The following is a 12201-nucleotide window of genomic DNA, read 5'->3' on the forward strand; positions in this document are numbered from 1 at the left end:
CTGACTTTAGAATTCAACAACCTCCCGGGCCTATAATTTGTATCTATTCGATAGCCTCAAAGACGTTGCCCAAGAATACCTAACAGAGCCTCAGATTGAGGCTCTGCGTCAATCTTATGTGGTAGCGAGAGATGCCCATGAAGGGCAAACCCGCTCTAGCGGTGAACCATACATCATCCACCCTGTCGCTGTGGCTCGTATCTTGGCCGAAATGCGCCTTGATATCGAAACCCTCCAAGCTGCTTTGCTGCATGACGTCATTGAAGACTGTGATGTAACTAAAGAAGATCTCGAAGAGAAATTCGGCAACACTGTCGCAGAATTGGTTGATGGTGTATCTAAACTGGACAAACTCAAATTCCGCGATAGGAAAGAGGCTCAGGCTGAGAACTTTCGTAAGATGGTTCTGGCCATGGTGCAAGATATCCGCGTCATTCTGATCAAACTGGCTGACCGCACGCATAACATGCGTACGCTTGGCGCGCTTCGACCAGATAAAAAGCGTCGTATTGCTCGTGAAACGTTAGAAATTTACGCGCCCCTCGCTCATCGTCTTGGTATTCACAATATCAAAACCGAACTCGAAGAGTTGGGCTTTGAGGCGCTATATCCCAACCGCTACCGCGTACTGAAAGAAGTGGTTAAAGCCGCACGTGGTAATCGTAAAGAGATGATCCAACGCATTCACAGCGAAATAGAAGGCCGTCTGCAAGATTTTGGCTTGAATGCTCGCGTCGTTGGTCGTGAGAAAAACCTGTTCTCTATCTACAACAAGATGAAAACCAAAGAACAGCGCTTTCACACCATCATGGATATCTATGCGTTCCGAGTCGTTGTTGATACCGCTGATACTTGTTATCGCGTTTTAGGCCAAGTACACAGCTTGTATAAGCCACGTCCTGGTCGCATGAAAGATTACATCGCGGTACCAAAGGCGAACGGCTATCAATCGCTACACACTTCCATGGTTGGCCCACACGGCGTACCTGTTGAAGTTCAGATCCGTACTGAAGATATGGATCAAATGGCGGACAAAGGTGTCGCGGCACACTGGTCTTACAAAGACAAAGGCGACAAGTCTGGTACCACTGCGCAAGTGAAAGCTCAGCGTTGGATGCAAAGCCTGTTAGAGCTACAACAAAGCGCGGGTAACTCATTCGAATTCATTGAAAACGTAAAATCCGATCTTTTCCCAGATGAGATTTACGTCTTCACACCAAAAGGTCGTATCGTTGAACTACCTTTAGGCGCAACGGCTGTCGACTTTGCCTATGCCGTACATACCGATGTAGGCAACTCTTGTGTTGGTGCTCGTGTTGACCGTAACCCTTACCCATTGAGTAAGGCATTGAAAAACGGTCAGACGGTGGAAATTATCAGTGCCCCTGGTGCGCGTCCGAATGCGGCATGGCTAAACTATGTCGTGACTTCTCGTGCCCGCACTAAGATTCGACAAGTACTGAAAACGATGCGTCGTGAAGAGTCGATTACTTTAGGTCGTCGCCTACTTAATCACGCACTTGGCCGTCACTCGATTGATTCAATTTATCCAGAAAATATCCAAGAAGTCTTGAATGATCTTCGCCTAGAAAGCATCGATGATTTATTGGCTGCTATTGGATTGGGTGAGTTGATGAGCATTGTGATTGCACGTCGTCTCCTTGGTGACACCGAAGAGCTCACGACAACAAGTTCAATCCCAACGGACTCGAAGAAGAAGCTTCCGATTCGTGGCGCAGAAGGCTTATTGCTGACGTTTGCAAATTGTTGTCATCCTATCCCAGATGATCACATTATTGCTCACGTATCGCCTGGTCGTGGTTTGGTTGTTCACCGAGAAACATGTCCGAACGTTCGTGGTTATCAGAAAGAGCCAGACCGTTATATGGCTGTCGCTTGGTCTGAAGACTACGATAAAGAGTTCATTGCTGAACTTAAAGTCGACATGCTTAACAACCAAGGTGCTCTTGCAGAACTGACCAACGTGATCTCGAAAACAGGATCAAACATTCATGGCCTTTCAACGGAAGAACGTGATGGTCGTCTATACACTGTGACTGTGCTGTTGACGACGAAAGATCGTGTCCACCTTGCTGGTATCATGCGTAAGATTAAGGCAATGCCTCAAGCAACCCGAGTCAGACGCAGAAAGAACTAACCTCTATCGCCACCTACTCTGTTAGGTGGCGATTTTTTATACCTCAATAAATATGAACCTAGAACGTTACAACCGTATTCACCAAGTCCTAAAAACTCGCCAAACTGATCTGACACTTTGTCTCGAAGAAGTACATAAGCCAAACAACGTCTCTGCTGTGATCCGCACCGCTGACGCGACAGGCTTACACAAAGTTCACGCAATTTGGCCAGACAAAATGCGTACGCTGAGCCATACCTCAGCTGGCGCGCGTAACTGGGTTGAAGTGGATACTCACGATTCGATTGAAACTGCGATTACCGAACTCAAAGCGCAAGGTATGCAGGTTTTGGTGACCAATCTTTCGGACACCGCCGTCGATTTTCGCGAGATCGACTACACCAGACCAACCGCAATCATTTTAGGCAGTGAAAAAGTTGGCGCTTCGGAGCAAGCCAAACAGCTTGCAGATCAAGACATTATTATCCCGATGGTGGGCATGGTGCAGTCACTAAACGTATCGGTTGCCAGTGCCGTAATTTTGTATGAAGCGCAACGTCAACGTGAAGCCGCAGGCATGTACGACCGAGAAGAAAGCGCTCTGCCTAAAGAGACAATCAACCGTATTCTCTTTGAACGTGGTCACCCAGTGCTGGCAAAGGTCGCGAAACGAAAAGGGCTCGTTTACCCACCACTCGATGAAGAAGGTCAAATCATCGCCGATGACGCGTGGTGGCAAGAGATGCAAAGCAAGTAACAGACTTTCGTCATCCTGAACGGCGGCAAAGGAGCGTGGTTCAGGATCTAATTCTCAAATATACAGATGCTGATAGTGTTAACTTCAGCGACATACTTGTTGAAAATAGAATCCTGATGTCGCTAAAGCTCCTCGGAATGATAGGTTATCAGTCAAATCATGACACTAACTAAAGCATGACTATTTTTTCCTGTACAAAAACACAGCTCCATGGTTAACATACTGCTATGTTAACCATTTTCTTGAGCCCTCTATGTCCGCCCAAATGTTATCTGCCGTCCCATTAACCTCCCTTTCTGGAGTTGGCGCGAAAGTCGCAGAAAAACTCGCCAAAGTTGGCTTACATAGCGTTCAAGATTTGCTGTTTCACCTTCCGTTACGCTACGAAGATCGTACTCGTATTTACCCTATTGCCAAACTGCATGCTGGCCTTTGGGCGGCAGTGCAAGGTAAGGTCATGGCAGTCGACACCATCTTCGGTAAGCGCAAAATGCTAACGGTAAAAATCAGCGACGGTAATGGCACTATCACGCTGCGCTTTTTCAACTTTACCGCAGCCATGAAGAACAATTTCACGCAAGGTAAGTTAGTACATGCTTACGGTGAAATTAAGCGCGGTGGCATGGGTTGGGAAATTGTTCATCCTGACTACAAGTTTTACGTCAGCGAGCAAAAGCCCGATGTAGAACAGAGCTTAACCCCTGTTTATCCCACCACCGATGGTTTACGCCAAATCACATTACGCAACCTTACCGAACAAGCTTTAGCCCTGCTTGATAAAACCGCAGTGCAGGAATTACTTCCAGCGGGGTTGTATGACCATCAAATCACGATGTCGCAAGCGCTGCACACCATTCATCGCCCACCACCAACCATTAATTTAGATGAGTTTGACGAAGGCAAACATCCTGCCCAAATCCGCTTGATCATGGAAGAATTGCTCGCACAAAACTTATCGATGCTGGCGGTGCGTAGCAAAGGTCAGAAGGATTCAGCGCTACCTCTCGGTCCTTGTCATAAACTAAAAACGCAGCTTTTAGCCCAACTGCCTTTCTCTCCTACAAACGCTCAAACCCGAGTAGTACAAGAGATTGAAGCCGATCTAGAAAAACCGCACCCAATGATGCGATTAGTGCAAGGCGATGTTGGTTCGGGGAAAACATTGGTTGCCGCTTTGGCCGCTGTTAGAGCCATTGAGCATGGCCATCAGGTGGCACTCATGGCGCCAACCGAACTATTGGCCGAGCAACACGCTATCAACTTCGCAAACTGGTTTGAAACAATGGGCATTCAAGTCGGTTGGTTAGCGGGCAAACTCAAAGGTAAGGCAAAGGAAGCCGAGCTGGCTCGTATTGCCAGTGGTGAAGCGCAAATGGTAGTGGGTACTCACGCGCTATTCCAAGAGCACGTTGAATTTCATCACCTTGCTTTGGTCATCATTGATGAACAGCACCGCTTCGGTGTCCATCAGCGATTAGAATTGCGTGAAAAAGGCGCAAAACAAGGCGCCTATCCACATCAGCTCATCATGACAGCAACGCCGATTCCGCGAACGTTAGCCATGACTGCTTATGCTGACTTAGAAACGTCGGTGATTGATGAGTTACCGCCAGGTCGAACACCAATCCAGACTGTCGCGATTCCAGATACCAAACGCAATGATATCGTCGAACGTGTCCGAAATGCCTGCTTAAACGAAGGCAAGCAGGCATATTGGGTGTGTACCCTGATTGATGAGTCGGAAGTATTAGAAGCGCAAGCCGCGGCAGATACCGCAGAAGAGCTTCAACGTAAGCTACCGGACGTAAAAATTGGTCTAGTACACGGACGAATGAAGCCGGCAGAGAAACAAGCGGTGATGCAAGATTTCAAAGACAATAAACTGCATTTGCTGGTCGCAACGACAGTGATTGAAGTTGGTGTGGATGTGCCAAACTCTAGCTTGATGATCATAGAAAACCCTGAACGTCTTGGTTTGGCACAATTACACCAGTTAAGAGGTCGCGTGGGCCGAGGTTCCGTTGCTAGCCATTGTGTGCTGCTGTACCACTCTCCGCTGTCAAAAACCGCGCAAAAACGTCTCGGAGTACTACGTGAAAGTAACGATGGCTTCGTCATTGCGCAGAAAGACCTAGAAATTCGCGGCCCTGGAGAACTATTGGGTACAAAGCAGACAGGTCTTGCTGATTTCAAAATCGCAGACTTAGTTCGAGATCAACGCCTGATTCCCGAAGTTCAGCGTATTGCGCGTCATATTCATGACAATTACCCGACTAACGCAACAGCGATTATCGATCGCTGGTTGGGTGAGCGGGATATTTACTCCAAAGCGTAATGATTGAAAGCGAGCCAAATGGCTCGTTTTTTAATACGCCAAAAGCAAACGTTTGCTTTTTGAGAAAATCTCTCTATAATCGCGCACAAATTTTTAAGTGTGTTAGATCACACTCCACCAACCTGAGTTGACTCTGATTAACAGCAATCACAGGTAACGACGTCAACTCCACCCTGCTCTCCCATTCAGCGAGAACTAGGGAAATATTGCGACTAGCGAGACAAACAATGACAACTTCAAACCGATCTTCGGAACTGGTCTATCAACTCAACGATCGACCACCTTTGCCTCAAACCATTTTTGCCGCACTTCAGCACTTATTGGCGATGTTCGTCGCGGTTATCACTCCGTCACTGATCATCTGTCAGTCTTTGGGTGTACCAGCAGACCAAACGAATACCATCATCAGCATGTCTTTGTTTGCGTCAGGCGTGTCTTCGTTTATTCAAATTCGCACCGTTGGCCCAATTGGCTCTGGTTTGCTCTCTGTTCAAGGCACCAGCTTTAACTTTTTAGGTCCTATTATTGGTGCAGGCCTATCGCTGAAAGCCGGTGGAGCAGACATCAGCACCATGATGGCTGCCATTTTTGGTACGATTTTAGTCGCATCATTTGCAGAAATTTTCCTATCTCGCGTATTGGAGCATGCCCGCCGAATCATCACTCCGCTCGTTTCAGGCATCGTCGTCACTCTTATCGGTCTCACACTGATTCAAGTCGGCTTAGTATCAATGGGCGGTGGCTACGCAGCATTAAATGAAGGAACCTTCGGCAGCTTAGACAAACTTGCTCTGGCTGGGACGGTACTTGGATTAATTGTGATTTTAAACCGCTCGAAAAACCCATACATCCGTGTGGCTTCAATCGTGATTGCGATGCTAGTGGGTTACATCATGGCGTATTTTATGGGGATGGTAGATACTTCTCAGCTAGGCGCAACCGAGATCGTAGCACTGCCCGTACCAATGCAATATGGCTTATCGTTTGACTGGTCTCTGTTCATTCCGCTGGTACTGATTTTCTTTATTACCGCACTAGAGGCCATCGGTGATATTACCGCAACATCTGAAGTGTCTGGTGAGCCAGTAAAAGGCCCAGTGTACATGAAACGTATTAAGGGCGGTGTGTTAGCAGACGGCTTAAACTCTGCAATCGCAGCCGTTTTCAACAGCTTCCCGAACTCAACGTTTAGCCAGAATAACGGCATCATCATGCTAACAGGAGTCGCGAGCCGCTACGTGGGTTACTTTATTTCTGGCATGTTAGTGATTCTTGGCTTGTTTCCTGGCGTCGCTAGCTTTGTTCAGCTGATTCCTGAGCCAGTACTTGGCGGCGCAACGATTGTTATGTTTGGTACGATTGCTGCCGCTGGTGTGCGTATTATCTCTCGTGTTGAGCTCGATCGCCGCGCAATTCTGATCATGGCCTTATCCTTCTCAATGGGACTTGGTATCGCACAAAAACCAGAGATCCTGCAATTTATGCCAGAATTTATTAAGAGTATTTTCTCAACTGGTGTTGCAGCAGGTGGCATCACAGCGATCATTTTAAATCTACTTCTGCCAGAGAAACTGGAAGACGAAGATGAACTTCCTCAGGAAGTGAAAGAGTCTTAAGATTATTGAGAATAAGAAAAGCCCAACCTATTTAGGTTGGGCTTTTTGTTTAAAGGGTGCAGGCCATCGACTTACTTGGTAGGAAAGCTGATTTGAGCGATTAAACCGCCTTCACTGCGATTACGCATCACCACAGAGCCTGAATGCTGGCTGATTATGCGCTTCACAATCGCCAACCCTAGCCCAGTGCCTTCACTACCGCGAGCGGTGTCACCACGCGTAAAGGGTTCAAATAACCTCGCGATTTGAGAATGCTCGATACCCGGTCCGTTGTCCTCTACTGAAATCCACACTAGCTGCTTATCTGCTGTCACACCAGTGCTGATTTTGACCCAGCCATTGCCATAACGTAGCGCATTCACAACTAAGTTACTGATCGCCCGCTTAATCGCAATCGCGCTTCCTTTGGCTGGCGGCAAGTTAAGATTAAGATCTGTTTCAATTTCAACCTCATAGCCACCTTCAGAACTGGCGACGTCACTGGCAATCGTACTGATATCAACCGCTTCAAACGATTCTTGGTTCACCGGTTTGAGGTAATCCATAAATTGACTGATGATCTCATTACATTCTTCCGTATCGCTAATGATCCCCTCCGCAAGATAGCTGTCCTCAGGAGACATCATTTCTGTCGCTAGGCGAATACGCGTCAGAGGCGTTCGTAAGTCATGGCTAATCCCCGCCATTAATAAGGCTCGGTCTTCTTCTAGCTCTTGAATACCTTTCGACATTTGATTAAAGGCTCGAGTTACAGAGCGAATCTCCGATGCGCCTTTCTCTGCTAAGGGGGGCGGGATCTCACCTCGACCGACGTCTTTCGCGGCTCTCTCTAAAGCCAAAAGTGGACGGTTTTGCAAACGAATAAACAACCAACCACCTGCAATGATCAGCAGCGCCATAATCAAGCTGTTACGAAACAGCGGGGCAAAATCTTCTTCTTGCAGCTCAGATAACGGAATACGAATGATGGAGTTCGGCAACTTTTCGATGTGCATCCACAAAATGTAACTTTCATCGCCAAGCAATAAGCGCACTTCTGTGGGCGAACCCAGCTCTTGGCTCATTTCTTCAGACATCAAATCAATCGACATTGCGTGATGAAATTCAATCGCCTTATCGCTGTCAAGGCTGTGAACCGTCACCCCTAGTCTTTCTAATAATTGACGCCTTAACGGTGCATCAGACTTTAAAGGTCCTTCATCATCAAGCACCAAATTGAGCTCATGGGCGAGAATTTTATTGAACTGCTGCAAACTCGGCATCAACGCGTAGTTAAAAACGGCGTAGTAAGAGAAAACTTGGCTCGCGAGAAGCAAAGAGATGAACAGCAGAATAGATTGTGTCAATGAACTTCGGATGCGCATGGAACGTTCCTAGTGGTCCTAATCGCGAAATTTCAGCCTTCAAAGGGAAGGTAATGAAGGCTGAAGTTGCTATAGCCAAGTGCTGGCTATGGAGTGAAGAGATTACACCTCTTTGCCGTCTGGGACGAAAACATAACCTAGGCCCCACACGGTTTGAATGTAGCGCGGCTTGCTCGGATCGTCTTCTAACATGCGACGTAAGCGTGAGATTTGTACGTCAATAGAGCGTTCCATTGCAGAATATTCACGGCCACGCGCCATGTTCATCAATTTATCTCGTGACATTGGCTCACGTGCATTCATCACGAGCGCCTTTAGAACAGCAAACTCTCCAGAGGTGAGTGGCATTGCCTCATCACCGCGGAACATCTCGCGAGTGCCTAGATTGAGTCGGAATTCCCCGAACTCCACCACTTTTTCTTCCGTGCTTGGTGCACCCGGCAACTCTACGGTTTGGCGGCGTAATACTGCCTTGATGCGAGCCAACAATTCGCGTGGGTTAAACGGTTTTGGCAAATAATCATCCGCCCCTACCTCAAGACCTACGATGCGGTCCACTTCATCACCTTTCGCGGTGAGCATTAAGATTGGCAACATATTGTTCGCGTGGCGTAGACGACGACAAATTGACAAACCGTCTTCACCTGGCAACATTAGGTCCAGCACCATTAAGTGAAAGTTTTCGCGCGTTAGTAGGCGATCCATCTGTTCGCCATTGGCGACACTTCGTACCTGAAAACCTTGCTCAGAAAGGTAACGCTCCAATAGAGCACGTAAACGAGCATCGTCATCAACCACTAAAATTTTATGATTTTCTTGCATTGAAACATCCTTTCAGAAGCGTCTATTGTCGAAAATGTATCACTGTTTTTCCTAACGTGCTCAAGCAAATTGTTACTCTTTTTATCTTAAGCGCTTTATTCTCTCTCTAGCAGGTATTTTCAGCACCTACTATTGACCATAATTCCATTCCAGTTCACGTTTGGCCTCAAGCAGCTCTTGCTGTGCCTCAGCCAGCTTGTGACGTTTTTTCTCAATTTTGTCTGCTTTCCCTGAATGCTGAGCTTCGACTAATTCTTCCTCTCGCTCCTCAACTTCTTTAGTCTTTTCTTCCACTTCTGTTTGCAGCTCTTGGCGCAGCTCACCTTCCGAGCATTCATTCTGGATAGCGGAAAGTGCTTGCTCCAAGCCTTTAATGCGATGCTCATTACCTTGCGCTTTTGCATACTCAAGCTGCTGCTCTACCGCTAACTCTTTAGCGTCACAGCCTTTCACTTCATCTTGAGCAAAAACTGAAAGTGAGAAACCTATTGTTAGTGCAGCACTACACATGACTGCTTTGTTCATTTTACTTCTCCGAGAAAGGCACCATGCCTTTATACCAAATATTCTGACATTGAGACCCAAGTCACTCCTAGTGAACTTCATGAGACTTGAATCGGTGATAAAGCCTCAGTCTTCCGAGGCCGGTTGAGTATATTCAATTGAGTTGATGAACCACTCTTTTTCACCTTCTGGGGTGCGTACCGTGAACTCTTCATCCACTTGTTTTTTCAACATCGCTCGCGCCATAGGTGAATCGATAGAGATGTAGTCTTTCGCATCGCCATAAATCTCTTCAGGCCCGACAATACGAAACTTTTTCACTTCTCCTGCCTCATTTTCTATTTCCACCCATGCACCAAAAAAGACTTTGCCTTCTTGTTGCGGAGAATAGTCAACGATCGTGACTTCTGGCAGGAATTTACGAAGGAAGCGGACACGACGGTCGATCTGACGGAGTAAACGTTTATTGAAGGTGTAATCCGCATTTTCTGAGCGATCGCCCAGGCTCGCCGCCCAAGTGACGATCTTGGTGATTTCCGGGCGCTTTTCATTCCAAAGGTAATCATGCTCTTGTTTGAGTTTGTTGTAACCTTCTCGTGTAATCAGCTTAGTTTTCAAATTAACTCCTATCTCAACTAAAAAATGCTGCTCTTTGGCAGCATTAAGGAGATGATATACCCAAAGATCCAATGTTGTTCAGGCTTTGGGTATCAAGGTGATAAGGCGGCCAGAGTGTTACTTTTCGTAATCCGGTTTTTGCGTCACGATGTAATTCGTATCACTCGAAACAACCGCGCCATGTTTTAGGAAGTTTTTACCTAAAATCATGCTGTAATGGAAGCGACCTCGGTCCTGTAAGTTGACTCGGATCTTCTTCTCTAATTCGCCAAGCTTAACATGCATTTCAACCACAGGGCGTACGTTCGCTTTCTCGCCTTTCTTCGCTTTAATACGCATGACATCAACAACAGGCTTGGTAAACGCCTGTTTCATGCCAAGATCGTTCTCATAGGTAAAGCTCACCATGTCTTTGCCGTCTTTCTTAAACTGCTTGATGTTCTTAGCATTGATTGAGCTTACATCTGCACCCGTGTCTAACTTCACAGGGAAAGACATCCCCTCAACTTCAGCCACTTCGATATGGCCAGCTTTGAAAAGTGGCCTTGCATCTAGTAGATGGTCTGCGCGAGTGTTCAGCAACACACCACCCTTGGCTATGTCATGACCAAAGACGAAAAAGGGTTGAGTGTCACCCTCATCAAGCACATCGAGCGCAAACTTCATTGATGTGTCTTTTCTACCGAGAAGAAAGTCTCCTTCGACAACAGGGCGAACCGCGCTGCCAACCTTGAGCTTTTTCAACACTGGTTTGGTGATTTTTTCTTCTTTCCCCTCATCGTTCATTAAATAAAACGTGACGGATTCATCCTTACCTTTTTCTGTTACTTCAAACCCATTTACACGCAGTAATGGCGTTTTCACAGTAAAAGTGGGGTAAGCAGGGACGGTATAACCATCAATGGTGACCTGTTCTTCTGGTGAAACGACTAGAGGTTTTGATTTGAGTGCGCTTTTGAACGTTTTTTCTACGCCACCCAGTAGATTTTCTCTGTCCGTATCAATAACAAAGTGCTGACTCGCGACGTCCCGACCTAAGCGAATTTGCGAACTGAACTTACTGCGATCACGCAGATACACCAACCAACGTTGAGTTTCATTTTCGCCGACTTTGACGGGTAAATAGACTAAAGGGCGCTCGCTTTTGGTCGTTTTCAGCATTCGTACCAAGGGTAATGTCATTGGATGACGCTTGCCATTCTCGCCCTCTAACATAAAAGAGACTTCGTTATGCTTTTTGTCTACCTTGATGTCCAGTGCATGGACGTTGGTATAACGGCTAGAAGTTGAGATGCTGATCTTATATGGCACACCTTCGACTTCAACCGTCTCTTTTTTGCCAATCATTTTTGCGCGTGGCTGTTCTTGAAGGTAATCGTAACCAGCGAAGACCCATGCGTTATCATCGAGATAGGTTTTACCAATCAAGATAGGAGAAGAGAATTGCGTACGCTTGGTCAGGTTCACTTCCGTATCAACGGTGTGACCAGCGATTGTCATCGGCATTTTTATTGTCGGGCGTAGGATGGGCTTTTTGCTTGTTCGACTGCGAATCGCGCTCACTCTTTCCAGATCATCGGTAATCTGTATTTCCTTCCCTGTATAAGGGTGAGGAACCGTAAAGCTAACCTTTACTTGATATGGCTTAAAGCTGTCGGCGTCCCACTTTGCCTTCGTACCACCTAAGTCATCGACAATCGCCCAAAGTAACTCGTTATCTTTCAAATCTTGGTAATCTGGGTGTGAGCTACTGACATGGATATTCTCCGCATGCATCGATGTCGTATCTGCACCAGTATCAATCTTGCCAATAAATGGCACCGCTTTTAGTTCCGGAATGTCACTGTAGTAGACGCTCTCCACACGCCCTAGTACCAATTTGTTATCGAGCTGATAAACGGGAGCTTGTGTGGTTCCTGAGATAGACTGCGCCCAACTAAGCGGGGCGGCAAGTAAGGCACTCGTAAGCGCTAACGCCAAAGACATTTTTTTCATCATGATTATCCGTATAAGCCGAGGTACATTTAGTGATATCAACAACCGTGGAA

Annotated in this window: 9 protein-coding genes; 4 read left to right on the forward strand and 5 right to left on the reverse strand. The window is 46.8% G+C overall.

Annotated features, from left to right (window positions below):
• The first annotated feature begins 37 nt into the window (after nt 1–37).
• The 4 genes from spoT (at nt 38) to R7035_RS08055 (ending at nt 6845) form a co-directional block, all read left to right on the forward strand.
• Complete coding sequence (spoT, locus tag R7035_RS08040) at nt 38–2158, forward strand: bifunctional GTP diphosphokinase/guanosine-3',5'-bis pyrophosphate 3'-pyrophosphohydrolase (protein WP_005379340.1); 2121 nt, start codon at nt 38–40, stop codon at nt 2156–2158.
• A 52-nt stretch (nt 2159–2210) separates the two neighbouring features.
• Entirely contained in the window at nt 2211–2894 is a 684-nt protein-coding gene (trmH, locus tag R7035_RS08045; protein ID WP_017635001.1) for a tRNA (guanosine(18)-2'-O)-methyltransferase TrmH, read from the forward strand.
• A gap of 253 nt (nt 2895–3147) precedes the next feature.
• Nucleotides 3148–5229: an ATP-dependent DNA helicase RecG gene (gene recG / locus R7035_RS08050; protein ID WP_318146082.1), complete on the forward strand. Its 2082-nt coding sequence runs from the start codon at nt 3148–3150 to the stop codon at nt 5227–5229.
• Between the two features lie 227 nt (nt 5230–5456).
• A complete protein-coding gene (locus R7035_RS08055) occupies nt 5457–6845 on the forward strand; it encodes a uracil-xanthine permease family protein (protein ID WP_005379335.1) in 1389 nt (462 codons plus the stop codon).
• 71 nt (nt 6846–6916) lie between these two features.
• Here the strand turns inward: R7035_RS08055 and envZ are convergent, their stop codons facing one another.
• The 5 genes from envZ to R7035_RS08080 all read right to left on the reverse strand — a co-directional run bounded on the left by envZ (nt 6917) and on the right by R7035_RS08080 (nt 12151).
• Nucleotides 6917–8209 carry a two-component system sensor histidine kinase EnvZ gene (gene envZ / locus R7035_RS08060; RefSeq protein ID WP_017820700.1) on the reverse strand — a complete coding sequence of 431 codons (1293 nt, stop codon included), beginning with the start codon at nt 8207–8209 and terminating at the stop codon, nt 6917–6919.
• A 102-nt stretch (nt 8210–8311) separates the two neighbouring features.
• The gene (ompR, locus tag R7035_RS08065) at nt 8312–9031 is read right to left on the reverse strand and encodes a two-component system response regulator OmpR (RefSeq protein WP_005379333.1); all 720 of its coding nucleotides are present in this window, start codon (nt 9029–9031) and stop codon (nt 8312–8314) included.
• Between the two features lie 129 nt (nt 9032–9160).
• A complete protein-coding gene (locus tag R7035_RS08070) occupies nt 9161–9556 on the reverse strand; it encodes a DUF1090 domain-containing protein (protein ID WP_005379332.1) in 396 nt (131 codons plus the stop codon).
• 105 nt (nt 9557–9661) lie between these two features.
• Nucleotides 9662–10153: a transcription elongation factor GreB gene (gene greB, locus R7035_RS08075; RefSeq protein ID WP_005379321.1), complete on the reverse strand. Its 492-nt coding sequence runs from the start codon at nt 10151–10153 to the stop codon at nt 9662–9664.
• Between the two features lie 117 nt (nt 10154–10270).
• Entirely contained in the window at nt 10271–12151 is a 1881-nt protein-coding gene (locus tag R7035_RS08080) for an ATP-dependent zinc protease (protein WP_213886565.1), read from the reverse strand.
• Nucleotides 12152–12201 lie beyond the last annotated feature (50 nt).

This window comes from Vibrio sp. 1731 (genome assembly GCF_033339955.1).
Lineage (GTDB): Bacteria > Pseudomonadota > Gammaproteobacteria > Enterobacterales > Vibrionaceae > Vibrio > Vibrio alginolyticus.

Excerpts from the sequence above, each read along its gene's own strand:
- trmH (WP_017635001.1), top strand. The coding sequence starts at position 2,211 with ATGAACCTAGAACGTTACAACCGTATTCACCAAGTCCTAAAAACTCGC.
- recG (WP_318146082.1), top strand. The coding sequence starts at position 3,148 with ATGTCCGCCCAAATGTTATCTGCCGTCCCATTAACCTCCCTTTCTGGA.
- R7035_RS08055 (WP_005379335.1), top strand. The coding sequence starts at position 5,457 with ATGACAACTTCAAACCGATCTTCGGAACTGGTCTATCAACTCAACGAT.
- envZ (WP_017820700.1), bottom strand. The coding sequence starts at position 8,209 with ATGCGCATCCGAAGTTCATTGACACAATCTATTCTGCTGTTCATCTCT.
- ompR (WP_005379333.1), bottom strand. The coding sequence starts at position 9,031 with ATGCAAGAAAATCATAAAATTTTAGTGGTTGATGACGATGCTCGTTTA.
- R7035_RS08070 (WP_005379332.1), bottom strand. The coding sequence starts at position 9,556 with ATGAACAAAGCAGTCATGTGTAGTGCTGCACTAACAATAGGTTTCTCA.
- R7035_RS08080 (WP_213886565.1), bottom strand. The coding sequence starts at position 12,151 with ATGATGAAAAAAATGTCTTTGGCGTTAGCGCTTACGAGTGCCTTACTT.